The following is a 25,067-nucleotide window of genomic DNA, read 5'->3' as shown; positions in this document are numbered from 1 at the left end:
AATGGAAAGAAGAGATTTTATTAAAAATGGCGCATTAGCTGCCGCAGGTATCAGCATTTTACCTACAGGTACATTGTTTGCAAAAGACAATGGCAAGGTAAGATTAGGTTATATTGGTGTTGGAGCAAGAGGCATGAGCCATATTAGTGAAGGGGTGTTAAGAGATGATGTAGATATAGTAGCCATTTGCGATACACAAGAAAGCTCCCTAAAAATATGTAGGGAATTTATTGCCAAAAAAGGCAAACCGGCAGCTAAAGAATATACTGGCGGAATAGATGCTTATAAAGCATTGTTAGACAGGAAAGATATAGATGCAGTAATTATTGCAACACCTTGGCAGTTTCACCATTCGCAAGCTATTTATGCAATGAATGCTGGTAAATATGTAGGTTGTGAGGTAATTGCAGGTTTAACCGTTAGCGAGCACTGGGATATTGTAAATACATCTGAAAAAACAGGGATGCCATACATGACCTTAGAGAACGTTTGCTACAGACGTGATGTAATGGCAGCATTGAATATGGTTAGACAAGGTCTATTTGGCGAAATGATCCATTTAGAAGGTGGCTACCAACACGATCTGCGTGAAGTATTGTTTAACAATGGTAAGCAATATTATGGCGGTGGGGTAGAGTATGGTCCTAAAGCTTTGAGTGAAGCGCAATGGAGAACGCAGTTTAATATAGACCAAGATGGAGATTTATATCCAACCCATGGTGCTGGTCCGGTAATGCAGTATGCAAATATCAATAGAGGAAATAGATTTACAAACCTAGTCTCTTTCAGTTCTAAGGCACGTGGTTTGGCCGATTACGTAGAAAGCAAATCGCCAGGACACCCAAATGCAAAACTGAATTATAAAAATGGAGATGTAACCACCACCATGATCAATTGTGCAAATGGCGAAACAGTAATGTTATCGCACGATGTGCATTTGCCTCGTCCATACTCTTTAGGTTTTAGGGTTCAAGGTACCAATGGGCTTTGGATGGATGTGAACAGATCTATACACATTGAAGGCACATCAAAACCACATGCTTGGGATCCGGCTAAAGAATGGTTTGATAAATATGATCACCCACTTTGGAAAAAATATGAAAAAGAAGCAGTTGGTGCAGGGCACGGTGGAATGGACTGGTTTGTATTTAACGCATTTATTTTAGCGGTTAAGGGCAAAAAACAAACGCCAATTGATGTTTATGATTCTGTAACGATGAGTGTAATTACACCACTTTCAACAAAATCGTTAAAAGAAGGGAACAAACCACAAGAATTCCCAGATTTTACCAAAGGAAAATGGAAAACCAGAAAAAATACATTTGCGCTAGATGACAGTGGATTTTAAAACCAACAAAAAAGGCCAGCATTTGCTGGCCTTTTTTGTTAATCTTTAGAGCTTTCAATCAATTGTGATTCGATCATGATCTTATAATAAGCCTGAGGCTCTTCTTTTGCCTCTGTATTTAAAATGTCTAGTAAGGTATCAATCGCTTTCTGTCCCTGTACGGCCGGAAACTGTTCTACAGAAGCTACCGGAGGGTGTTCCATAAAACCAATTACTGGAGAATTGGCATAACTCACAAATTCTATCGTGTTGTTCAGGTTTAATTTTGATTTAAAGGCATACTTAATCGCAAATGCCGACACATAATCATTAAAAGTAACAATGGCAGTAGGTTTGCGTTTGTGTTTCAATAAAACATCTAAAGCGGTTTTTGTGCTTTCTTCTGTTAAATCACAATTTACGATTAAGGTTGGGTCAAATTTCAGCCTGTTTTTTTGCAGTGCTTTAATGTATCCTTCTTTTCTTTGCCCACTGGCAATGAGTGTAGTGGGACCATTGATTAATCCTATACTCCGGTGACCTCTTTTTAACAAGTAGTTAACGGCCTCTATGCTTCCCGTTTCTATATTACAGGCCACATAGTGGATGTTCTTTAAAGGTGGGATTCGATCAAAAAAGACAACCGGAATATCATATTTCTTTAATTGCTCAAAGTGTTCAAAGTTGGAAGTTGTTTTAGCAACAGAAACCAATAGCCCATCAATTCTATGGTTTTTCATCTTTTCTACCAGTTGTTTTTCCCGATGTTCATCATCATGAGATTGGGCCAACAGCACAGTATAATTTTTCTTATAAGCAATATCTTCAATGGCGCTAATGGCCGAGGAGAAAAAAGCCTCTGCTAGCTCTGGTAAAATAACCCCAATGGTAAATGTTTTTCCTTTTTGGAAGAAGATGGCAGTTTGATTGGGCTCATACTCCATCTCTTCTGCCATTTGTTTAACCTTTTGTTGGGTGCTGAGACTGATGCTTGGATGAGCATGTAATGCCCTAGAAACGGTTGATATAGATAAATCAAGCTTCTTCGCAATTTCTTTAATAGTGATCGGTTTCTTCATCATCGGCCTGTATGCCCTAGGGACATCCCGAAGATAAATATTTTTTAGCTTTTTTTTAAATATCAAACGTTTGCGTTAACTTTAATTTAACAACAAAGGCCTTGTTTAAACAAAGCCTTTGTTTTTGCAGCACTTTTTAGCAAAAAAGCTCTTGTTCATCTCGGTCGGCTACTGGCAGTTTTTTTAAAAAATCGTCGAATGCAGGCCCCTCATTATCAGAGTAAATGCCATAAGCATCTAAAATATAGCCAATGTTTTTGTCTATGTCTTCAACTAAATAAAGTACTGAGCTATCGGCAGGGTCAGACATTCCCTCAAAACGATAAGTTTTTACAATGGTCAAATCTTCAGGTCTATATATTTTGTTGAGGTTGGCCGATTGCATCTTACCGTGGTCAGACATCCTAATTTCATTGTCTTTTCCTTTAAGTCTTAATTTTTCTAAAATCTGACTTAATGTATTCATTTCTACTGGCTGTTCCATGATTTCTACAATTTAATATATCGTAGAACAAAGTGGATAGGAATTGGTTTTTTATTTCGATGGCATATTTCTGAACTATTCAAAACCAAACTGCTAAAGTGTTGTTGTTTAGTTAACTAAATCATGATGGATATGAAAAGATACCTGATCTTAGCAGGGATTTGTATGTGTATGGCATTCAACTCTTGCACCCAAGCCAGTAAAGAAATTGCGAAAGCAACCTTAAATTCTACCGCCACTAACCAGCCCATTGGCACAGCAAAATTTTATAGTTTAGCCGATGGAAAAATAAAAATGGACCTGGAAATTAATTTTCCAGAAAGAGCTGATAGTACGGTCGCGGTACACTTTCATGAACATGGCGATTGTGGAAATATGGGCGAAAATACACATGGGCATTGGAACCCTACAAATGAAGCACATGGAAAATGGGGAAGTGCAGCTTATCACTCTGGCGATATTGGGAATATTAAATTAGACCACAAAGGACATGGTACCATTAGTGTGAGTACGGATAGGTGGAGTGTAATGGCAAATGATCTCAAAAATATAATCAATAGAGCAATTATTGTACATGGTGGTACCGACGATTACACCACACAACCTACAGGTAATTCTGGCCCAAGGGTAGGATGCGGAGTAATTGAGGAAGTAAAGTAATTTCCTTTTATTGGAGTGATAAATAAAAAAGATCGCTTTTATGTAATATCGTGTTAAAATACATCCTGTTTAAAACCTAAACAAGATGGCAACACTAAACATTCCTCAAAATGGCAAGGCCATAAAAGGAAGAACCAAAAAATTACTTCCGAGTGTAGATTTAACCGCAATGGTAGATCTCGCATTTTTATTGATTACTTTTTTTATGCTCACTACCTCATTGGCTAAAATGAAGGCGATGGACATTGTTAAGCCAGTTCCGGTAAAAGATTTAACAGATTTTGCCGATTATCCTGCATCAAGAACAATGACCATTTTATTGGGCAAAAATAACACGGCTGTTTATTATATGGGCGAACCTGCAAAAGCAGAGATGAAAACAATCAATATCAGCAACATCAATACACAAGTTGTAAAAAATAAAAAGCTGGTTGCACAGTTGCACCAAGGTAATGCATTAAAATACATGATTGTGATCATTAAGCCGACAGCTACGGCTAAGTATAAAAATTTTGTAAATATTATCGATGAGATGCTGATCAATAAAGTAGAATCTTATGCAATAGATGATCAAAACATTACGCCACAAGAAAAGGCTTTTATGCATCAAAAGGGGATATAAGCAGCGCTGGATAGCATGAGATAAGCCCAGGTAACTAACGCCTGGGCTTAAATTATAAACTAACTGTCTCCGTTAGCAGCAGCGCAGGCTATTTCTGCATTTTTGTTGCATTCTTCTTCAGTTTCGCAAGAAATGCAAACGATAGCACCATTGCTACACATAATGACTACAAATTCTTCTCCAGTACCACCAACAATCGATTTCAGTTCTGCTCTGTTTAAGGTTTTACCCAATTTCGCGTCTTTTTTCATAATTTATTTTGGTTAAGTTAAAAATGACCTAGGTTGATACAGGTACTAGGTGCGTTTACCTGTTGGTTACGATATTGAGCGAGTGTTGGGTGTAAAACGTTAAGCTTCAATAAGCTATAGCTAAAGATAGTTTTTTGAATCAACATAAACAATTCAAAACAACTACTATTCTTTGGTTCGTTGTTTTTGGGCTCATGTTGAAATATATAGCAAACAAAAAGGTCAGCTTTTGGCCGACCTTTTTAATAAATTAGAAAGAGTGGTATTATAAACCAAATGCAGTTTTAACTTGGTCAACAAAATCAAGTTTCTCCCAAGTAAATAAGTCAACTGTTACTGTTTTTTCTTCACCATTAGGTGTTCTGAAGGTTTTGGTAACCGTTTCTGGTTTACGACCCATATGCCCATAAGCAGCTGTTTCGCTATAAATAGGGTTTCTTAATTTTAAGCGTTGCTCAATAAAATATGGGCGCATGTCAAATATACCTTCAACAAGCTTGGCAATTTCGCCATCAGTTTTGTTTACTTTGCTGGTACCATAGGTATTGATATAAATTCCCATTGGTTGCGCAACACCAATAGCATAAGATACCTGTACTAAAATTTCTTCAGCTACTCCAGCAGCCACTAAGTTTTTAGCAATATGGCGTGTAGCATAAGCTGCACTTCTATCAACCTTACTTGGATCTTTTCCAGAAAATGCACCACCACCGTGGGCACCTTTACCACCATAAGTATCCACAATAATTTTTCTACCTGTTAAGCCAGTATCGCCATGCGGACCACCAATTACAAATTTACCAGTAGGGTTAATGTGGTATTGGATCTGATCGTTAAACAAGTGTGCGTACTGTGGATTATTTTTGATGATTCTAGGAATAAGAATGTTAACCAAATCTTGTTTAATTTTTGCTAACATTTTACTTTCTTCATCAAAATCATCATGCTGTGTAGAAATTACAATAGCATCAATACGAACAGGTTTATTGTTGTCATCGTACTCTAAAGTAACTTGAGATTTTGCATCAGGACGTAAATAAGTAATTTCTTTGTTTTCACGTCTTAAAACAGCCAGTTCTTGTAATAATTTATGCGAAAGATCTAAGGCCAATGGCATAAAGTCGTCAGTTTCGTTAGTTGCATAACCAAACATCATCCCTTGGTCTCCAGCACCTTGCTCTTCTTTGTTGCTTCTATCAACCCCTTGGTTAATGTCTTGAGACTGCTCGTGGATTGCAGATAAAATTCCACAAGAATTTGCCTCGAACATGTACTCGCTCTTGGTGTAGCCAATTTTCTTGATTACATCTCTTGCAATTTGTTGTACATCTAAATAAGTTTTAGATTTTACCTCGCCTGCTAAAATAACCTGACCAGTTGTAACTAAAGTTTCACATGCAACTTTAGATTCGGTATCGAATGCTAAGAAGTTATCAATTAATGCGTCCGAAATTTGATCTGCAATTTTATCAGGATGGCCCTCAGATACAGATTCTGATGTAAATAGATATGACATTTTAAAATAATTATTTTTAAAAATAAATTGATTATTAAAATGGAATTTGACCCTGTAAACAGGCAGTAAAATGAAGTGTAGTAATGGTTAGCACTTTTTTTTACGTGGTTGCAATCCAGCTATATTCAATAGCATCGCAAATCAGTCCACCTTTAACACCGCAAAATTACTATATATATTATTAATAGTCAAAAAATATCAATTATTTTGTGCTACCTAAAAATCGACAAGTTGTTAAAAGCAAATATCTTATTTATCATAAATCCCATTTCAGGCGGTAAGAAGAAGGCTAAGATCCCCGGATTGATAGATACTTATTTGGACAAGACCAAATTTAGCCCCAACTATAGTTATACCGAATATATAGGGCATGCTGCTGAATTGGCTGAAGAAGCTGCGGCAAAGAATTTCGATGTGATTGTAGCTGTTGGTGGCGATGGTACCATTAATGAAATTGCCGCAAAAGTAATGCAATATAAAAAGGTGCTAGGAATTATTCCTTTTGGCTCTGGAAACGGGTTGGCCAGATTTTTAAAAATACCATTGGCAGCAAAAAAAGCCATCGAGGTCATCAATAGATTCAAGCTCCAGTTGGTTGATACAGCAACTTTAAACGAGAAATTTTTCTTCAATATGGCAGGCATGGGCTTCGATGCACATATCAGTGCAGTATTTGCAGGGAATAAAAGCAGGGGCTTAAAAGGATATATAGAAATGGGCTTGAAAGAAATTACTTCCTATCAACCGCAAACCTATAGCATTGAGGTTGATGGAGTGAATTATACACGTGAGGCCTTTGTAGTGAGTATTGCCAATTCATCGCAATACGGTAATAATGTGTACATCTCTCCCAAATCATCACTCACAGATGGGTTATTAGATGTTTGTATCATTAAACCTTTTCCTCTTTTTAAAATTCCTATTCTAGCCTACCATATGATCCGGGCAACAACAGATCGATCAGATATGGTAGAGATCATTAGAGGGAAGCAGATTAAAATTAGCAGAGCTAAAGAAGATTCTATTCATATTGATGGCGAACCATTTTTTATGGGAAAACAAATTGAAATAGATGTGGTTCCATTATCGTTACATATTATTACCAATTAAATATTGCATATCAAACTATGGGCAATCCTAAGAAAAAAATAATCAACGATTTCGGTGGAATTATGTATTCTACCGATCCATCTTTTGTGTATGAAGATGAAAATGCTACACCAGAAGTAAACCTGAGCAATGCACAACAAGACTTAAGGGTAATGTTAGACCGTAAGAATAGAGGAGGGAAGGCTGTAACCTTAATTACAGGTTTTAGAGGTACCGATGTGCAATTGACAGATTTGGCTAAAATGCTGAAAACCAAATGTGGTGTTGGAGGAGCAGCCAAAGATGGAGAAATTTTAATCCAGGGCGATTTTAGAGAAAAGATATTTTTGCTCCTTCAGAAGGAAGGTTTTAAGGTGAAAAAATCTGGAGGTTAAATCATTGTTAAATTTTAATATAACTTATTGATATTTAATAATTTGAGTGTTAGTGTATTTGCCACAATAAGTAAAATTTTTCCTCAAAATTCGTGTTTTTTGCATTAATATCTCCTTAGCTTTGCAGCATACAAATCAAAAAGTATGAGCAAGATTAATGTAAAGCAACCAGATTTAAGCTACCTAAATCTAAATGCTAAAACAATTAAATACCAGCTAAGTGTAGCTGAACTAGTAGAAGAAGCCTTAAAAAATGGCGAAGGAACACTAGCAGACACAGGCGCACTAGCTATAGATACTGGCAAGTTTACAGGCCGTTCTCCAAAAGATCGTTTTATAGTTAGCGACGAAATAACCGAGAATTCTGTATGGTGGGGAGATGTAAACATTAGAATAAGTCAAGATCATTTTAATGGGTTATTTGAAAAAGTAACCAAACATTTGAGCGAAAAACAGATCTATGTTAGAGATGCTTATGCTTGTGCCGATCAAAATTATCAAACTACCATTCGTGTAGTTACAGAACATGCTTTCCAGAATTTGTTTGCCAACAACCTGTTTTTAAGGTTCGAACAAGATCAATTGCCAGAAAAAACAGAATGGACCATTATTGCTGCTCCATCGTTTTTGGCAGATCCAGCAACAGATGGTACCCGTCAAGCTAATTTCTCTATCTTAAATTTCTCTAAAAAGATTATTTTAATAGGTGGAACAGCTTATACAGGCGAAATTAAAAAAGGAATTTTCTCTGTGCTCAACTTCATCTTACCAGAACAAAAGCAGACCTTATCTATGCACTGTTCTGCAAATGTGGGTACCGAAGGAGATACCGCTATATTTTTCGGTTTATCAGGTACTGGTAAAACCACGTTGTCTGCAGATCCAAATAGAGGATTAATTGGCGATGATGAGCATGGTTGGAGTGAGGATTCTGTATTTAACTTCGAAGGCGGATGTTATGCCAAATGTGTGGATTTAACTGCAGAGAAGGAACCACAAATCTTTAACGCAATTAAATTCGGTTCGTTATTAGAAAATATCAACTATGAAGCAGGCACACGTCATGTAGATTTTGCAAATATTGAGAAGACCGAAAATACAAGGGTAGCCTATCCTATACATTATATAGATAATGCGGTTCTTCCTTCTGTGGCAAAAGGGCCTAAAAATATATTTTTCCTTACTGCAGATGCGTTTGGAGTATTGCCACCAATTTCAAAACTAACCCCAGGACAGGCCATGTTCCACTTTATTTCAGGTTATACTGCTAAAGTTGCAGGTACTGAAGCAGGTGTTACTGAGCCACAGTTGACTTTTTCAGCCTGCTTTGGTAAAGCATTTTTACCCTTGCACCCGGCCAAATACGCCAAATTGTTGGGAGAGAAAATGGAAAAACATCAAGTAAATGTATGGCTGGTAAATACAGGTTGGAGTGGTGGACCTTATGGCGTAGGCAGTAGAATGAAATTAAGCTACACCAGAGCCATGATTTCTGCAGCGTTAAATGGAAGTTTAGCGAAAGAAGATTTTATTGCACATCCAGTTTTTGGTCTATTGATGCCTCAAAATTGTCCAGCGGTTCCATCAGAAATTTTGAACCCAAAAAATACTTGGAGTAGTCCACAAAATTACGACCATAAAGCAAATGAATTGGCGGCAGCATTTTTAAACAATTTTAAGCAATTTGAAGAGTTTGCAAGTGAAGAAATAAAAAATGCACTTCCAAAAGTTGTTGAAAACGTGTTTTAGTAGATTTTTTTCGCTGAAAATTTGCTTTTAATTAAATTTTTAGTTTTAATTGCGAAAGATTGTCTCGACAAAGGCAATCTTTTTTAGTTATGCACCTTTGCTCAATTGGAAAAAAGAGCTCAACGTAACGAATTAATTGTGTAACGATTATTTAATTTGTAATTTAAAATCAATTTATAAATTTGTTATCGCAACAATCGGTTTCATTGAACGTTGTGTGTATTACTATAATAATTTAAATATTTTATCTAAATTTAAAAACAAGTACTAAAACTAAAAAATTAAAAAAAAATGGCAAACGCACCAAAACCAACAACAGTTAAAAAAGAGAGTTCTTCAACTGCATCTAATTTATTTGCAACTCTTGTAATTCCAATTTGTATCCTTATCGGGGTAGCACTATTTATTTTTGTATTGGGTAAACCATCAAACTTTAACATCCCTGCAGATGTTGCAAAAGCAAATAGCAGTGCTTCACTTGCTTTTTATGATGCTGATACGCACAGCTTTTTACCACTTCAAGGAAATTATGGTGGTATGGCTTACAAAGGTGGATTTATCGTTCCAATTCTAATGGGTATGCTTTTAATGGTATTCGTATTCTCAATTGAGCGTTTAATTGTAATTGGTAAAGCAACAGGTAAAGGAAGTTTAGATTCTTTCGTTAAAAAAATTCAGTCGTTATTAAGCGCTGGTAACATCGCAGCAGCTTCTGCAGAATGCGATAAACAAGAAGGTTCAGTAGCAAACGTAATCAAATCTGGTTTGAAAAAATACGGTGAGATGGAAACTGAGCAGAACATGGATACTGATCAAAAATGTTTAGCAATCCAAAAAGACATTGAAGAAGCTACTTCATTAGAAATGCCAATGTTAGAGCAAAACTTAACGATCATTGCTACTTTGGTATCAGTAGGTACGTTAATGGGTTTATTAGGTACAGTAACAGGTATGATCAAGGCATTTGGTGGTTTGGCTAACTCTGGAGCACCAGATCAAGCAGCATTAGCAACTGGTATCTCTGAGGCGTTGATCAATACAGCAACAGGTATTGGTACTTCTACTCTTGCAATTATCATGTATAATATCTTGACTTCTAAAATCGATAAATTAACTTACGCTATTGATGAAGCTGGTTTTAGCATCATCCAAACTTACGCTAGTACCCATAAATAAAAATTATTTTAATTTTTTTTTACCGGCTTTATGGAAAACCGGAAGAATTAACATCATTAATTAAAATATTATAATTTTTATATTATGCCTAGAGTAAAAGTTCCAAGAAAAAGTACGGCAGTAGACATGACCGCGATGTGCGATGTGGCTTTCTTGTTGTTAACTTTCTTTATTTTAACGGCAACTTCACGTCAACCAGATCCATTAGACGTTAAACTTCCAGCTTCTTCCGTTGTATTTAAGGTACCGGATAAAGATTTATCAATATTAACTGTTGGTAAAGGGAAAGTATACATGGAGATCATTGGTCAAGATGTGAAAAAGCTAACCTTACAAAAAATGGGCCAGATCTATGGTCAAACCTTTAATGAAGATGAACTTAAAAGATTTGGTGTAGTAACCTCATTTGGTATACCATTCCAAAATTTGAAACAGTTTATCAACATGAGCAGTGATCAACGTGCCAAATTTGAAAAGCAGTTTAATGGTATTCCTACAGATTCAACCAGAACAGGTCAATTGTTCCAATGGATCGAGCAATCTCGTAGAGCTGTTGAAGAATTACACAATGTTCCAATGCACATTAGTATTAAAGGAGATGCCGACGAAGAGTACGAAACAGTTAGGAAAATTGTTGATGTGCTTCAGAGACAAAAAGTTAACAAATTTAGTTTAATCACTACCGCTAAATAACATAAGAACATGGCAGAATTAGATACCTCCAGCGGGGGCGGTAAAGGTGGTAAAGTAAGAAGTAAAAAACAGTCTACACGTGTAGATTTAACCGCAATGGTTGATTTAGCGTTTTTGTTGATTACCTTCTTTATGTTAACCACATCTTTATCTAAACCATTAGCAATGGATATTGCTAAACCCGATAAGGATGAAAAAAATAAAGACAATAAGCTTGAACTGAAAGCCTCACAAACAATGACTATCCTTTTGGGTAAAAACAATAAGGTAGCATGGTACATGGGCGAAGCAGGTAAATCTGCACCTACCATTGAAGATTATATAGGTGTGAGACAATCTTTATTGAAAAACAAAGAATTGGTAAAAACTACTTTTGGTGGTAAAGATATCATTGTAATTATCAAGCCTGTTAAAGGTTCATCGTATAAAAACTTCGTTGATATTATGGATGAGTTGAACATTACGAAAACGAATATCAGCGCTCCAGCAATTGACGATGATCCTACTCATTTAATGGATAGTGAGATACAGGCGATGAAACAGGGTGGAATTTATTAACGAGTATTAACAATTAAAATATTAAGCAATGTTTGGATCTAAGATAGATTTATTTAAAAGAGAATGGCTTGATGTTGTATTTGCTAAAAAGAACAAGAATTACGGTGCTTACGAGCTTCGTCAAACAAGTGCTTCAAATACAACCAAATCATTATTTATTGCATCAACGATATTTATACTGCTTTTCTTAGCACCTAAAATTTATGCTTTGATCGCTGGTATATTACCCGAGCCTCCACCAGAAAAGGTAACAGAGGTTATAATGCAAGAACCACCTCCAATTAATCCGGAGGTAAAAACACCACCACCTGTTGAGCCACCACCACCAAAAGAGGATCAGATTAAATTCCCTCCTCCGGTAGTTAAGCCAGATAACGAGGTGCGTGATGAAGAACCACCAAAGTTAGAAGAACTTAAAGTGGCTTCTCCGGGTCAGAAAACAGTTGAAGGTGATCCAAATGCCGATATCGTGCAAATTGGCCCAGTTGGTGAGGGACCAAAACAAGCGGTTGTAGTAGAGGATAACGCAGTTTATACCTTCCAGGCAATGGAGAACCCGCCAACATACCCAGGTGGTGTGGATCAGTTTTACAAAACTGTATTTAATGCAGTAGTATATCCACCAATGGCTTCGGATAACAATATCCAAGGTACAGTTGTAGTTTCGTTTACCATTGAGAAAGATGGTAGCATGGCAAACTTCAGTGTAGATAGAAAGTTAGGATATGGTACTGACGAGGCTGCAATTAAAGCATTAAAAGCTGCTAAACGTTGGAACCCAGGAATGCAAAATGGAAAACCAGTAAAAGTTAAATTCAATATTCCTATTAAATTTAGCTTAGCGCAATAATAAAAGATGTTTAATCTGAATTATTTCAAACAGAAATCGCCTCAACAGCGATTTCTGTTTATTTTAGGCCTAACCATGTTACTGATTTATTTGGGCATTGGTACAGTTGTTATTTTCTTTAGCCAATTGCTTCCTATTGATCCTGAAAAGTTTCCAAGACCCTATCAAGTAGCTTTTGGTGTTGTATTAATTATTTATGCAGCCATTAGGTTTGGACGTATCATTAATCAAAAGGATCACGAATAGATGAGAAATTTAAGTTTAGTGCTGATATGCCTGGCATTCGTGGCTTGCAATAGAAAGGCTAAAAAAGATGCTGTTCAAGAAACAAGGACTTCAGGTACAACCGAGATATTGGTAGATGAATCGTTTGCTCGTATTTTGGATGATCAGATTATGGTATTTAAAAGTGATTATCCTGATGCAACAGTGAAAACCACTTTAGGAAATGAAAATAAGATCATGCCTCCCTTTTTAAATGGAGAGGTTGGAATGTTGATTTTATCTAGGATGTTAAAGCCTGAAGAAGAGGAGTACTTTAAAAAAAGAAAGATAGGTATCTATACCGATCGATTTGCTATTGATGGGATTGCGCTCATTACAAATGCGGCAAATGTGGATACAAATATTACAGTAACTGAAGTATTTGATATCATGAAAGGTACTACTAAAGGAGATAAAAAATTAGTATTTGATAATGCTTATTCAAGCACGGTAAGATATTTTACAGATTCGGCCAAAGTTAAAGGACTACCGAAGTCTGGAGTTTATACCTTGAAGACCAATAATGATGTAATTAAATATATAGCAGAACATAAAGATTATATTGGTGTGGTAGGGGTTAATTGGTTATTGGAGAATAATGTGGATATTTTGCCCTATTTATCAAAGGTAAAAGTGATGGGTGTAAAAAATGTGGAGGGTAAAAAAGGAGGAGATGCTTTTTATAAACCAACACAAAATAACTTAATTAATGCAACTTATCCTTTTTTAAGAAATATATATGTTATAAATTGCGAGGGCAGAGATGGTTTAGGCACGGGATTTGCAAATTGGTTAACTAGTCCTCGTGGACAGTTAATTGTACTCAGATCTGGACTAGGTCCACATAAGATGGTATCAAGGGAATTTAACTTAAAGAACACGAATTAAATTTATATTAAACTAAGGAAAAGAACGTTGCTGTAGCAGAACCATAGTAAAAGGCGCAACAATAGTTATTTCGATTAAAACAAATGATGACAATGAAAATGATTAAGAAAGCAATAACCTTAAGTTTAGGTTTAGTAATGATAGGTGCTGCCTCATTTGCTCAAAGTTTAGCCGACGCGAAGAAAGCTATAGATGCAGAACAGTACCAAAAGGCGACATCAATGCTTAAAACATTGATCAGTTCAAACGCAAAAGAGGGGGAGAATTATTTTAATCTTGGTAATGTTTATTTATTAACAGATGATCTTGATTCAGCAAGAGCTGTTTTTACCAATGGTGTTACCGCTAGCCCAAAATTTGCCTTAAACTATGTAGGTTTAGGCCATGCAGATTTAAAAGCTAAAAACCCTACTTCGGCAAAAACAAATTTTGATAAAGCTTTAGAATTGGGGGCTAAAAACTATCAAACTTACTTGGCTATAGGTAAATCATACTTAGAGCAAGAAGTGCCTGATTACAATGCTGCACTTTCTAATTTACAAAAAGCAGAAGAATTGGATTCTAAAGATAAAGACCCTGAAACTTTCTTGGCTTTGGGAGATTTTTATAACATGCAGATTGGTAAAAACTCTGAGGCTTATCCATGGTATTTAAGAGCTTTAGATGTAAACCCTAATTTAACCCGTGCAATTGTACAAATTGGAAAGATGTACAGACAAGCTTATTCATTCTCTGATGCAGCAGCTCAAATGGAGAAAGCGATTGCTATTGATGCCAATTATGGGCCAGCTTACCGCGAACTTTCGGAAATTGACCAACAATGGTCACGTTTCCCTGATGTAAAAGATAAAGAGGCAAAAAGAGCAGCTTCTTTAGCGAACATGAGAAAATACTTAGACTTAACTGATAAATCTGTTGATTCTCGTATCCGTTATGCACAGTTTTTGGTATATGCTAATGATTATGCAACATTAGAAAAAGAAGTAGCTACTTTAAACGTAGAGGCTAGCAATCCTAAAAGCTTTTTGGTAACCCGTTTACGTGGTTATTCTGCAGTAGAAAACAAAAACTTCCCTGCAGGTGTAAAATACATGAACGAGTTGTTTGCTAGAAAGCAAGATGCTTCTCGTATTTTGGGTGAAGATTACATTATCTTGGGTAGAGCATTACAAGGAACTGGTAATGATAGTTTAGCAGTGCTTAATATTACTAAAGCTGTTGATTTAGATTCAACAAAAGTAGAAGAGCTCGCTACTTTAGCTAAAAAGTATTATGCTGATAAAAATTATGCTAAGGCCATACCTGTATATACAAAAGTTATAAACTCAAACTCTAAAAATCCAGCAATTGGAATGCATTATTTTCAGTTAGGAATTTCTAGTTATGTAGTTGGTGCGAATACTTCAAATAGAGAAGCTCTTGTGAAAGCAGATTCATCTTTCTCAAAATTACTTGCACTCTTGCCGGAAACTGAACAAGCTATATTATATAGAGCACGTATCAATAAAGCAATTGATGGTATTGATAACAAAGAGACTCCAAAAGGACTAGCTGTTCCATTTTACGAAAAGTTTATTACTTTGGTAACAGTTACTAAACCTGAAAAGGCTACTCCAAATGCAAAAAATTTAGTTGATTCATATAATTACCTAGGTTTTATTGCTTCAGGTACTGATAAAGAAAAAGCAAAGGAGTATTTTAATAAGGCTTTAGCTATTGATCCGCAGAATGCTTATGCTGCTGACAACCTTAAAGTTTTAAATGCTCCACCAGCACCAGCTAAAAAGGCTCCAATTAAGTAATTGGAATTAAATTGATAAAACGAAAGGCAAGATTTTTAATCTTGCCTTTTTTGTTGTGTTGATACTTGGCTTAGGCCAAGTTGGTATTTAAGCTCCTCTATTTTTTTGTCTTTTCTAAGAACTTTAGCCTCTAGTTCTTTAATTCGATTTTCTTGTTGTGTTAATGCATTTAACATCAATTGCCATTCTCTCTTGTTGACGTTTATTAATTCAATGCTTGGTATCAATCTATCTTTATTTCTTAAGAATAACTCTACAGGCTTGTCTAATATCCGAGAGATTTCTATCAGTCGATCCATCGAAATTTTAATTTCTCCGGCTTCGATTCGTTGATAGGTGCTTTGAGTGATCCCTAATCGAGTAGCCATATACTCTTGGGTATAACAGACTTCATTTCGGTAACGGCGTATTTCATCATTACACTGAATGAGTTTCATCTCTTTTCTAGTTAGTTTAGGTGACATGATACAAGTTAAATGAATTTCTCAAAAGAGTTTACGCATAAATTTATGCGTTATGAACATCTTTATATGCAAGCAATAATGCGTACCTAGAGTTTTCAAAGTTAATTTTATAATTAATAGTTTAGTTGATTGCAGTTAAAGGAATATTGAGAATTATTTAATAATCAAACCGTAATTGACTTAATTTTTAGAACCATTTAAAAAACAAAACAATGAAAAAATTAAATTTATTAAGTAAAACCGAAATGAAAAAGGTAATCGGTGGCTATCAGTCTTTGGCAGGCTGTACCAGTGATGCTCAATGTCCAGGCCAGTGGTGCTGTCCAAATATGAGCGATCTCTCACAGGATTGGTCTTGTCAGACGCCTGAACCTCAAACTATGCCTGTTAGTGATGAACAAGTATTGATGTGTCCGCTTTAATAAAGATAAACTACAAAAGACAGGAACAATGTTTCTGTCTTTTGTATTGCAATCTATGTTTGATATGAAAGACGGAATACCCATTTTGTTGATAAATTGTATTTAACTAAACTAGCGTGTTTTAGATGAGGCTTATCGCAACATGCTATTGATGGAAATAAATTAACCAAAACAAGAGCGTATGAAAAAGACCAATTTACTCAGCAAAGCTGAAATGAAAAAAGTATTGGGTGGTAATGGTGGCTGTATGGTACATTGCCCAATGGGAGATGCCTGTTGTGATGCGACTCAAAGTGAAGGCCCTATTTGCGGCTGTGTTTCTACTATGTTCGAAATTCCGGCATCTTGCTCGCCTGCTATGGGCAACAGTTATTCCTGTAGTATATAAGTCATCAATGGCTATTTACTAAAATATAAAGGGGCAAGGTTTGTAATCCTGCCTTTTTATATTAATTTTGCCTAAAATAATTGATATGGAAACGCAAAGTTCGGCACAAGATTTTTTACCTATTATATTTCAAGTTATTGTTGCCTTAGGGTTTGTGGTAGTTACTTTATTTGCTACTCACTTTTTAGGTCCGAAACGTAAAACCAACGATAAACTGTCAACTTTTGAGGCAGGGGTTAAAGTTGTAGGTAATGCACGTCAGCCTTTTTCTATTAAATATTTTCTAGTAGCCATTCTTTTTGTACTGTTTGATGTAGAGGTGATCTTTATGTATCCTTGGGCAGTAAACTTTAGAGAATTGGGCTGGCCTGGAATAATTGAAATGTTCATCTTTATGGGCACACTTTTATTGGGTTTTATCTATATTTTAAAGAAAAAAGCATTAGACTGGAACTAATTGTGTGATGAGTTGCGGGTTGCAAGTTGTAGGACTGGCCTACTATTGCAAGTCTGACTAAATGATAATAAAAAACTTTAAGCTACGCTTTAGCATATAAACCTACAATTAGGTAAGGTAATTTGGTTAATTATCTTTCTGAATCTAAACTCACAACTCACAACCTATAACTTGCAACTTATTTATATTTGTTCTAAATAATTATCGCTTAAATTTATTACTGCTAAATATTGTAGATTTGTTGCTTATTCTCTATTAGGAATAAGCATTTTTTGTTTAATAACATGAGTGAAATCAACATAGTAGATGCGCCACCAGGTATAGAAGGCTCAGGCTTTTTTGCAACTTCCCTAGATAAGGTTATTGGCTTGGCACGTTCACATTCATTATGGCCATTGCCATTTGCCACTTCGTGCTGTGGTATCGAGTTTATGGCAACCATGGGTTCGCATTACGATTTTGGTCGTTTTGGTGCAGAAAGATTAAGTTTTTCTCCACGCCAAGCAGATCTTTTAATGGTAATGGGTACCATTGCTAAAAAAATGGCGCCAGTTTTAAAACAAGTGTATTTACAAATGGCAGAGCCGCGTTGGGTAATTGCTGTGGGTGCTTGTGCATCAAGTGGAGGAATTTTCGATACCTATTCTGTATTACAGGGAATAGACGAAATTATCCCGGTTGATGTGTATGTTCCTGGTTGTCCGCCACGCCCTGAAGCTATTTTAGATGGCTTTGGTAAAATACAGGAGTTGGTAAAGAACGAATCGGGCAGAAGAAGATATTCTGATCAGTATAAACAAATGTTAGCTTCTTACGGAATAGAATAATGGCTAAAGCAACAAATACAGAAATTATTGATCTGCTTGGCGAGAAATTTGGCGAGCAGCTTTTTGATGTAACAGAGCCTTATGGTCTGTTAACTTTTTCAACTACAAAAGATAAAATCATCAATGTTTTGTCTTTCTTGAAAGAGAACGGAAAAATCAATTTCAATTTCCTAACTGATTTAACGGCGGTACATTATCCAGAGAAAAACCAATTGGCCGTAGTTTATCATTTGCACAGTATGGTAAGTGGCATTAGGTTAAGATTGAAAGTTTTCATTCACGAAAATGATGCAACCATTGCAACAGTATCAACCTTGTGGAATTCGGCCAACTGGATGGAAAGAGAAACTTACGATTTTTTTGGGATCAAGTTTGAAGGACATCCCGATCTGAGAAGAATTTTAAATATGGACGATTTAGGCGTACATCCTATGCTTAAACAATATCCATTAGAAGACCCGAATAGAGTTGATAAAAAAGACGAATACTTTGGTAGATAAGAACTAATGAAGCACAATCAACCAGTATATACAGATAACGATCCGCAGAGCGAATTGGTAACCTTAAACTTAGGTCCAACGCACCCTGCAACACACGGTGTTTTTCAAAACGTACTCCAATTAGATGGCGAGCGTATTGTAAGTGGCGTATCTACCATTGGATACATCCACAGAGCATTTGAAAAAATTGCAGAACACCGCCCGTTTTATCAGATTACCCCTTTAACAGACCGTTTAAATTATTGTTCATCCCCAATTAATAACATGGGATGGCACATGACGGTTGAAAAGTTGTTGAATATCCAAATCCCTAAACGTGTAGATTACCTTCGTGTAATTGTAATGGAGTTGGCCAGGATTTCAGACCATATCATTTGCAATACTATTATTGCTCAAGATACAGGGGCAACTACTACCTTCCTTTACCTGTTCCAGTTTAGAGAGCATATCTACGAAATCTATGAAGAGATCTGTGGTGCTCGTTTAACTACGAATGTTGGTCGTATTGGAGGTTTAGAAAGAGATTTTAATGATATCGCTTTTGCGAAAATCAATAAATTTTTAAAAGAATTTCCGGTTGCTTTAAGAGAGTTTGAAAGCTTATTGAACCGTAACCGTATTTTTATCGATCGTACTGCAGGCGTTGCCGAAGTAACTCAAGAAAATGCATTGAGTTTCGGTTGGACAGGCCCATTATTGCGTGCAACAGGTGTAGATTATGATGTTCGTGTAAGCGAGCCTTACTCTTCGTATCAGGATTTTGATTTTGAAATCCCAGTAGGTACCAGTGGCGATATTTACGACCGTTATTTGGTGCGCAACGAAGAAATGTGGCAAAGTGTAAGGATTATCGAACAGGCTTTAGAGAAACTAAAATCAGAGCCTAAAGGTATCTTCCATGCCGATGTGCCAGAATTTTATTTACCAGGAAAAGAAGAAGTTTACAATAATATGGAAGCATTGATCTATCACTTTAAAATTGTGATGGGCGAAATTGATGCACCAAAAGCAGAAGTTTACCACGCTGTAGAGGGTGGAAATGGTGAGCTGGGTTTCTATTTGATCAATGATGGTGGTAGAACACCTTATCGTTTGCACTTTAGAAGACCAAGTTTTATTAATTACTCAATGTTTGCTAAAATGAGTGAAGGTATGCTGTTATCAGATGCCATTATTAACATGAGTAGCATGAACATTATTGCAGGAGAATTAGATGCTTAAAGTAGAAGAACAACAACCTGTAGAATTTTCATCAGCTTTGCTTGACAAATTTGATGAAATTGTAAAACGTTATCCTGTTGGAAAACAAAAATCGGCTTTATTGCCAATTTTACACTTGGTACAAGCAGAATTTGGTTGGACAAGTGCCGCTGCAATGGATAAAGTTGCTGAATATTTAACAATAGAGCCTATTGAAGTGTATGAAGTTGCTTCTTTTTATAGCATGTACTTCTTACAGCCAAAAGGTAAATACGTATTGGAAGTTTGCCGTACCGGACCTTGCTGTTTGGTAGGCGCAGAAAAAATAATGGGCCACATTGAAAGTAAACTTGGTGTTAAAGAAGGCGAAGTTACAGAAGATGGGTTGTTTAGCTGGAGAGGTGTAGAGTGTTTAGCTGCTTGTGGTTTCGCTCCAGTATTACAAATTGGTCCAGAATATACTTTCTACGAAAATTTAACTGAGCAATCGGTTGATCAATTAATAGACGATTTACGCAAGAAATAATGGGACGTAAACTATTACTCGAACATATCAACGTACCTGGCATTAATACGCTAGAAGTTTACCGCCAAAAAGGTGGTTACCGTGCTGTAGAGAAAGCTTTGAAAACTTTAACACCTGATGAAGTGGTGGAAGAAGTTAAAAAGTCTGGTTTACGTGGCAGGGGTGGTGCAGGTTTCCCAACTGGGATGAAGTGGAGTTTTTTGGCTAAGCCAGAAGGTGTTGCACGTTACCTGGTTTGTAATGCAGACGAATCTGAGCCTGGAACTTTTAAAGATAGGTATCTGATGACCTATATTCCTCATGCTTTAATTGAAGGAATGATTGTTTCAAGTTTTGCACTTGGTGCCAAAACCTCTTACATATACGTTCGTGGCGAAATGATGCCTCAAATCCGTATCCTTGAAAAAGCAATTGCTGAAGCTAAGGCTGCCGGATTTTTAGGAAAAAATATATTAGGTTCTGGATATGATTTGGAGCTTTATGTACAACCAGGTGGTGGTGCTTATATCTGCGGAGAAGAAACTGCTTTATTAGAATCATTAGAAGGTAAAAGAGGAAATCCTCGTATCAAACCACCTTTCCCGGCTATTGCTGGTTTATATGGCTGCCCTACAGTAGTAAATAATGTTGAATCTATTGCTGCAGTTGTGCCAATTATCAACGATGGTGGCGACGAATATGCAAAAATTGGTATTGGCAGAAGTACTGGTACTAAACTAATTTCGGCCTCTGGAAACTTGGTAAAACCAGGTGTTTATGAGATTGAATTGGGCCTGCCAGTTGAAGAATTTATTTATTCTGATGAATATTGTGGAGGTATTGCCAATGGCAAAAGACTAAAAGCTACTGTAGCTGGAGGTTCTTCTGTGCCAATTTTACCGGCCAACCTATCATTAAAATATGCCAATGGCGATGCACGTTTAATGAGCTACGAATCACTTTCTGAAGGTGGTTTTGCAACTGGAACAATGTTGGGCTCAGGCGGTTTTATCGCTTTTGACGAAGACCAGTGTATTGTAAGAAACACTTGGAACTTTTCTCGTTTCTATCACCACGAAAGCTGTGGACAATGTTCGCCTTGTAGAGAAGGAACGGGTTGGTTAGAAAAAGTATTGCACAGACTAGAATATGGACACGGAAAAATGAGTGATATTGACTTATTGGTTGATGTGTCTAAAAAAATAGAAGGAAATACAATTTGTCCATTGGGCGATGCGGCGGCTTGGCCTGTTGCAAGTGCAATTAGACACTTTAGAGATGAATTTGAGTGGCATGTAAAAGAGCCAATCAAAAGTCAGGACAGCAATTATGGTATCGCAAATTACGCAGTGCCAATTGAGAAAAAAGTTGAAGAAGTTAAACAGGATAATATTTAATCATGGCTGACTTAATGAAGGTAACCATAGACGGAATCACGGTAGAAGTAGCACCGGGTACAAGTATTCTCAATGCTGCAAGGCAAATTGGGGGCGATATTGTACCACCTGCAATGTGCTATTACTCTAAATTAGAAGGAAGTGGTGGTAAATGCCGTACATGTATTGTTAAAGTAACCAAAGGTTCTGAAAAAGACCCACGTCCGATGCCAAAATTGGTAGCCTCTTGCCGTACTACGGTAATGGATGGAATGGAAGTGCAAAACATTACTTCGCCAGAGGTTTTAGAGGCCAGAAGTGGTGTGGTAGAGATGTTATTGATCAATCACCCGTTAGATTGCCCAGTTTGCGACCAAGCCGGAGAGTGCGACTTACAAAACTTAGGTTATGAGCATGGTTTGCAAAAAACAAGATATGAATTTGAGCGTCGTACTTTCGAAAGAATAGATATTGGCGATAAAATTCAGTTGCACATGAACAGATGTATCTTGTGCTATCGTTGTGTATTTACTGCAGATCAAATTACCAATAAACGTGTTCACGGAATTTTAAACCGTGGTGATCATTCAGAAATTTCTACCTATATCCAAGCTGCTGTTGATAACGATTTCTCAGGAAACGTAATTGATGTTTGCCCTGTAGGTGCATTAACTGATAAAACCTTTAGGTTCAAAAACAGGGTTTGGTTTACTAAACCTGTTGATGCACACAGAAATTGCGACCATGAAAAGTGTAATGGTAAAGTAACACTTTGGTATAAAGGTGCCGATGTTTTACGTGTTACAGCCCGTAAAGACCAATTTGGAGAGGTAGAAGAATTTATCTGTAATACTTGTCGCTTTGATAAAAAAGCAACTGCCGATTGGACAATTGAACACCCAACGCATATTGCAGATACATCGGTAATTTCGTCGAACCATTACGAAACATTTAAACCGTTGCCAGTAATTAAAGAAAACCTTGCCTTGCAAGAAGCAAATAAAGTTGAACTAGAAAAAAGCATTAAATTCTAATGGATATAGATTTTGTTATAGAGAAATTTTTGCTGGTAACTATTTTATTTGCCATCAGTTTGGTCATTGCCATGTACTCTACTTATGCAGAGCGTAAAGTTGCTGCCTTTTTACAAGATAGGCTTGGACCAGATAGAGCAGGCCCTTTTGGTATTTTACAACCTTTGGCCGATGGTTTAAAAATGTTCATGAAAGAAGAGATCATTCCATCAAATGCCAATAAATGGTTATTTATGGTTGGTCCGGGTTTAGCCATGCTTTGTGCCTGTATCGGTACAGCAGTTATTCCTTGGGGGCAAGACCTTAAAATTGGTGATAGAGTTATTCCATTACAGGTTACCGATATCAACGTTGGTGTATTGTACATCTTTGGTGTAGTATCTTTAGGTGTATATGGTGTAATGATTGGAGGTTGGGCCTCTAACAATAAATATTCATTATTAAGTGCCATTAGAGCAGCTTCTCAAAACATTAGTTACGAGGTAGCCATGGGTTTATCTATCATTGCCCTACTTTTGGTAACCAATAGCTTGAGCTTAAAAGAAATTGTAGCCCAACAACATGGTTGGCACTGGAATGTTTTATATCAGCCACTAGGTTTCCTTATTTTTATGATCTGCTCTTTTGCAGAGACGAACCGTGCACCATTCGATTTGCCAGAGTGTGAAACCGAGTTGATCGGTGGTTACCATACAGAGTATTCATCAATGAAATTAGGGTTCTATCTATTTGCTGAGTATATCAATATGTTTGTTTCATCAGCTGTGATGGCTACTTTATACTTTGGTGGTTACAACTACCCTGGTATGGATTGGGTAGCTACACAGGTAGGGCCAATTGCGGCACCATTAATTGGAACAGCAGTATTATTTTTGAAAATATTCGCTTTCATCTTTTTCTTCATGTGGGTACGTTGGACTATCCCTCGTTTCCGTTATGATCAATTGATGAATTTAGGCTGGAAAGGATTGATCCCACTAGCTATTGCCAATATCATCATTACAGGGATAGTAATCGCTGTTGTAAACAAGTTTTAAGAGGTAGATATGGAATCATTAAGCAATAAGAAAAAAGTACTAGAGCAAAAGCCACTTAATTTGGCAGAACGCATGTATTTGCCTGCAATTGTAAAGGGCTTAGGTACTACAATGAGCCACTTTTTTAAGAAAAGTTCAACCATTAAATATCCAGAGCAACAAAGAGAATTTTCGATCAACTGGAGAGGGATGCACTCTTTAAAAAGAGACGAAGAGGGAAGAGAACGTTGTACCGCTTGCGGATTATGTGCCTTGTCTTGCCCAGCAGAAGCCATTACCATGATTGCTGCAGAGCGTAAGGCAGAAGAGAAAGCTTTATATCGCGAAGAGAAATATGCTGCAGTTTATGAAATCAACATGTTACGTTGTATTTTCTGTGGTTTATGTGAAGAGGCTTGCCCTAAAGAAGCAATTTACTTAGATGGGCCAATTGTGCCATCTGATTATTTACGTAAGGATTTTATTTACGGAAAAGATAAATTGGTTGAAGCTCCATTGGAGGTAAAATAAAAAGAGAGTACGTCATGCTGAATTTATTTCAGCATCCGGTTAGAAAGATTCTGAAACGAGTTCAGAATGACGATGAACAAATAAACTAAACAAAAAGAAAATTAATGGGTACATCAGTATTCTATTTCGTAGCAACATTAAGCATCATTTTTTCGCTGCTGGTTATCTTTTCGAAGAACCCGATCCACAGTGTTTTATATTTGATCCTTACCTTTTTTACTTTTACAGTGCATTATGTGTTGTTAAACGCACAGTTTTTGGCAGTTGTAAACTTTATTGTATACATGGGAGCAATTATGGTTCTATTCCTCTTTGTGCTCATGTTGCTCAATTTAAATAAAGAAAATGAGCCCAATAAATCAAATCTCATTAAAATTGTGGGTGTAATTGCCGGAGGTTGCCTTGTGGTAACTTTGGTAGGCTCTTTAAAGGCAGTTGCGATCAATAGTCCTTTGGTATTGAAAAATCCAAACTTGGGATTGGTTAAAAACCTAGGTAAAGAATTATTTGGTCCATTTATGTTACCATTTGAACTGGCTTCAATTTTATTGTTAACAGCAATGGTTGGTGCAGTATTATTAACCAAAAAAGAAGAAAAAGCGAATGGATAATCTAACCCAAACCATGCAAGCAGTTCCACTTAACCATTACATCTGGTTATGTGCAATTATTTTTACGATCGGAGTGGTTGGTGTATTGACCCGTAGAAATGCAATTGTGATTTTTATGTCGGTAGAGCTGATGTTAAATTCAGTTAACCTATTGCTCACAGCTTTCTCGGTACATCATAACGATCCATCAGGACAGGTTTTTGTATTTTTTATTATGGCTTTGGCAGCAGCAGAAGTAGCCGTAGGATTAGCGATTATTGTAATGGTTTACAGAAATACGCAGTCGATAGATATTAATGTGTTAAATCGCCTTAAGTGGTAATTAGATAGAAG

General features: G+C 36.6%; 31 protein-coding genes. 26 read left to right on the top strand and 5 right to left on the bottom strand.

All coding sequences use genetic code 11. The features are described 5' to 3' along the window. The first annotated feature begins 1 nt into the window (after window position 1). Window positions 2–1,348, top strand: coding sequence for a Gfo/Idh/MocA family protein (locus AQF98_RS06990; RefSeq protein WP_055131213.1), 1,347 nt, complete (start codon window positions 2–4; stop codon window positions 1,346–1,348). Window positions 1,349–1,386: 38 nt separating this feature from the next. Here the strand turns inward: AQF98_RS06990 and AQF98_RS06985 are convergent, their stop codons facing one another. Together AQF98_RS06985 and AQF98_RS06980 are read right to left on the bottom strand one after the other, a co-directional pair. Then, a complete protein-coding gene (locus AQF98_RS06985) occupies window positions 1,387–2,409 on the bottom strand; it encodes a LacI family DNA-binding transcriptional regulator (RefSeq protein WP_055131212.1) in 1,023 nt (340 codons plus the stop codon). 133 nt (window positions 2,410–2,542) lie between these two features. Next, window positions 2,543–2,890, bottom strand: coding sequence for a hypothetical protein (locus tag AQF98_RS06980; RefSeq protein WP_055131211.1), 348 nt, complete (start codon window positions 2,888–2,890; stop codon window positions 2,543–2,545). 132 nt (window positions 2,891–3,022) lie between these two features. On the opposite strand from AQF98_RS06980, the gene AQF98_RS06975 reads away from it, so the two are divergent. Continuing rightward, window positions 3,023–3,550, top strand: a complete 528-nt coding sequence (locus tag AQF98_RS06975; protein ID WP_152969658.1) for a superoxide dismutase family protein — start codon at window positions 3,023–3,025, stop codon at window positions 3,548–3,550. Between the two features lie 85 nt (window positions 3,551–3,635). Then, entirely contained in the window at window positions 3,636–4,172 is a 537-nt protein-coding gene (locus AQF98_RS06970) for a biopolymer transporter ExbD (RefSeq protein WP_055131209.1), read from the top strand. Between the two features lie 59 nt (window positions 4,173–4,231). Here AQF98_RS06970 and AQF98_RS06965 read toward each other — a convergent pair whose 3' ends face one another. Together AQF98_RS06965 and metK are read right to left on the bottom strand one after the other, a co-directional pair. Beyond that, window positions 4,232–4,423, bottom strand: coding sequence for a hypothetical protein (locus AQF98_RS06965; protein WP_055131208.1), 192 nt, complete (start codon window positions 4,421–4,423; stop codon window positions 4,232–4,234). A 265-nt stretch (window positions 4,424–4,688) separates the two neighbouring features. Further along, window positions 4,689–5,939 (bottom strand): methionine adenosyltransferase, encoded by a 1,251-nt coding sequence (gene metK, locus AQF98_RS06960; protein WP_055131207.1) that lies wholly within the window; start codon window positions 5,937–5,939, stop codon window positions 4,689–4,691. 231 nt (window positions 5,940–6,170) lie between these two features. Here metK and AQF98_RS06955 point away from each other — a divergent pair, with 231 nt between their 5' ends. From AQF98_RS06955 to AQF98_RS06910, 10 genes are all read left to right on the top strand, one after another. Then, entirely contained in the window at window positions 6,171–7,049 is an 879-nt protein-coding gene (locus tag AQF98_RS06955) for a diacylglycerol kinase family protein (RefSeq protein WP_055131206.1), read from the top strand. A 17-nt stretch (window positions 7,050–7,066) separates the two neighbouring features. Next, window positions 7,067–7,423: a translation initiation factor gene (locus AQF98_RS06950; protein WP_055131205.1), complete on the top strand. Its 357-nt coding sequence runs from the start codon at window positions 7,067–7,069 to the stop codon at window positions 7,421–7,423. A gap of 144 nt (window positions 7,424–7,567) precedes the next feature. Then, window positions 7,568–9,172 (top strand): phosphoenolpyruvate carboxykinase (ATP), encoded by a 1,605-nt coding sequence (gene pckA, locus AQF98_RS06945; protein ID WP_055131204.1) that lies wholly within the window; start codon window positions 7,568–7,570, stop codon window positions 9,170–9,172. A gap of 291 nt (window positions 9,173–9,463) precedes the next feature. Further along, entirely contained in the window at window positions 9,464–10,348 is an 885-nt protein-coding gene (locus tag AQF98_RS06940; protein ID WP_055131203.1) for a MotA/TolQ/ExbB proton channel family protein, read from the top strand. 84 nt (window positions 10,349–10,432) lie between these two features. Then, window positions 10,433–11,041, top strand: coding sequence for a biopolymer transporter ExbD (locus AQF98_RS06935; RefSeq protein WP_055131202.1), 609 nt, complete (start codon window positions 10,433–10,435; stop codon window positions 11,039–11,041). 9 nt (window positions 11,042–11,050) lie between these two features. Further along, window positions 11,051–11,599 carry a biopolymer transporter ExbD gene (locus tag AQF98_RS06930; RefSeq protein WP_055131201.1) on the top strand — a complete coding sequence of 183 codons (549 nt, stop codon included), beginning with the start codon at window positions 11,051–11,053 and terminating at the stop codon, window positions 11,597–11,599. Window positions 11,600–11,627: 28 nt separating this feature from the next. Then, entirely contained in the window at window positions 11,628–12,449 is an 822-nt protein-coding gene (locus AQF98_RS06925) for an energy transducer TonB (protein WP_055131200.1), read from the top strand. 6 nt (window positions 12,450–12,455) lie between these two features. Continuing rightward, the gene (locus AQF98_RS06920; protein ID WP_055131199.1) at window positions 12,456–12,695 is read left to right on the top strand and encodes a hypothetical protein; all 240 of its coding nucleotides are present in this window, start codon (window positions 12,456–12,458) and stop codon (window positions 12,693–12,695) included. After that, window positions 12,696–13,601, top strand: coding sequence for a substrate-binding domain-containing protein (locus tag AQF98_RS06915; protein WP_055131198.1), 906 nt, complete (start codon window positions 12,696–12,698; stop codon window positions 13,599–13,601). A gap of 92 nt (window positions 13,602–13,693) precedes the next feature. Continuing rightward, complete coding sequence (locus tag AQF98_RS06910) at window positions 13,694–15,403, top strand: hypothetical protein (RefSeq protein ID WP_055131197.1); 1,710 nt, start codon at window positions 13,694–13,696, stop codon at window positions 15,401–15,403. A 35-nt stretch (window positions 15,404–15,438) separates the two neighbouring features. Here the strand turns inward: AQF98_RS06910 and AQF98_RS06905 are convergent, their stop codons facing one another. Next, entirely contained in the window at window positions 15,439–15,867 is a 429-nt protein-coding gene (locus AQF98_RS06905) for a helix-turn-helix domain-containing protein (RefSeq protein ID WP_055131196.1), read from the bottom strand. Window positions 15,868–16,079: 212 nt separating this feature from the next. Between AQF98_RS06905 and AQF98_RS06900 the strand changes: the two genes are divergently transcribed. From AQF98_RS06900 to nuoK, 13 genes are all read left to right on the top strand, one after another. Further along, entirely contained in the window at window positions 16,080–16,289 is a 210-nt protein-coding gene (locus tag AQF98_RS06900; RefSeq protein WP_055131195.1) for a hypothetical protein, read from the top strand. A 181-nt stretch (window positions 16,290–16,470) separates the two neighbouring features. Beyond that, the gene (locus tag AQF98_RS22005; protein ID WP_152969657.1) at window positions 16,471–16,677 is read left to right on the top strand and encodes a hypothetical protein; all 207 of its coding nucleotides are present in this window, start codon (window positions 16,471–16,473) and stop codon (window positions 16,675–16,677) included. Between the two features lie 85 nt (window positions 16,678–16,762). Continuing rightward, window positions 16,763–17,134 carry an NADH-quinone oxidoreductase subunit A gene (locus tag AQF98_RS06895; protein WP_055131194.1) on the top strand — a complete coding sequence of 124 codons (372 nt, stop codon included), beginning with the start codon at window positions 16,763–16,765 and terminating at the stop codon, window positions 17,132–17,134. A gap of 284 nt (window positions 17,135–17,418) precedes the next feature. Then, the gene (locus AQF98_RS06890) at window positions 17,419–17,961 is read left to right on the top strand and encodes an NADH-quinone oxidoreductase subunit B (RefSeq protein ID WP_055131193.1); all 543 of its coding nucleotides are present in this window, start codon (window positions 17,419–17,421) and stop codon (window positions 17,959–17,961) included. Then, window positions 17,961–18,461: an NADH-quinone oxidoreductase subunit C gene (locus AQF98_RS06885; protein ID WP_055131192.1), complete on the top strand. Its 501-nt coding sequence runs from the start codon at window positions 17,961–17,963 to the stop codon at window positions 18,459–18,461. Before AQF98_RS06890 ends, AQF98_RS06885 begins: the two co-directional genes overlap by 1 nt. Before the next feature lie 6 nt (window positions 18,462–18,467). Next, the gene (locus tag AQF98_RS06880; protein ID WP_055131191.1) at window positions 18,468–19,682 is read left to right on the top strand and encodes an NADH-quinone oxidoreductase subunit D; all 1,215 of its coding nucleotides are present in this window, start codon (window positions 18,468–18,470) and stop codon (window positions 19,680–19,682) included. After that, the gene (gene nuoE, locus AQF98_RS06875) at window positions 19,675–20,187 is read left to right on the top strand and encodes an NAD(P)H-dependent oxidoreductase subunit E (RefSeq protein WP_055131190.1); all 513 of its coding nucleotides are present in this window, start codon (window positions 19,675–19,677) and stop codon (window positions 20,185–20,187) included. Before AQF98_RS06880 ends, nuoE begins: the two co-directional genes overlap by 8 nt. Continuing rightward, window positions 20,187–21,563: an NADH-quinone oxidoreductase subunit NuoF gene (nuoF, locus tag AQF98_RS06870; protein ID WP_055131189.1), complete on the top strand. Its 1,377-nt coding sequence runs from the start codon at window positions 20,187–20,189 to the stop codon at window positions 21,561–21,563. The genes nuoE and nuoF overlap by 1 nt, the downstream gene beginning before the upstream one ends. 2 nt (window positions 21,564–21,565) lie before the next feature. Next, window positions 21,566–22,576 (top strand): 2Fe-2S iron-sulfur cluster-binding protein, encoded by a 1,011-nt coding sequence (locus AQF98_RS06865; RefSeq protein ID WP_055131188.1) that lies wholly within the window; start codon window positions 21,566–21,568, stop codon window positions 22,574–22,576. Next, window positions 22,576–23,613, top strand: a complete 1,038-nt coding sequence (gene nuoH / locus AQF98_RS06860) for an NADH-quinone oxidoreductase subunit NuoH (protein ID WP_055131187.1) — start codon at window positions 22,576–22,578, stop codon at window positions 23,611–23,613. The genes AQF98_RS06865 and nuoH overlap by 1 nt, the downstream gene beginning before the upstream one ends. A gap of 9 nt (window positions 23,614–23,622) precedes the next feature. Then, complete coding sequence (locus AQF98_RS06855; protein ID WP_055131186.1) at window positions 23,623–24,123, top strand: NADH-quinone oxidoreductase subunit I; 501 nt, start codon at window positions 23,623–23,625, stop codon at window positions 24,121–24,123. Window positions 24,124–24,227: 104 nt separating this feature from the next. Beyond that, a complete protein-coding gene (locus AQF98_RS06850; RefSeq protein WP_055131185.1) occupies window positions 24,228–24,734 on the top strand; it encodes an NADH-quinone oxidoreductase subunit J in 507 nt (168 codons plus the stop codon). Beyond that, on the top strand, window positions 24,727–25,056 hold the full coding sequence (gene nuoK / locus AQF98_RS06845) for an NADH-quinone oxidoreductase subunit NuoK (protein WP_055131184.1): 330 nt from the start codon (window positions 24,727–24,729) through the stop codon (window positions 25,054–25,056). Before AQF98_RS06850 ends, nuoK begins: the two co-directional genes overlap by 8 nt. Window positions 25,057–25,067 lie beyond the last annotated feature (11 nt).

This window comes from Pedobacter sp. Hv1 (assembly GCF_001412215.1).
Lineage (GTDB): Bacteria > Bacteroidota > Bacteroidia > Sphingobacteriales > Sphingobacteriaceae > Pedobacter.
Note: the sequence above shows the minus strand (reverse complement) of the source record. Positions and strands in the feature narration are given on the sequence as shown.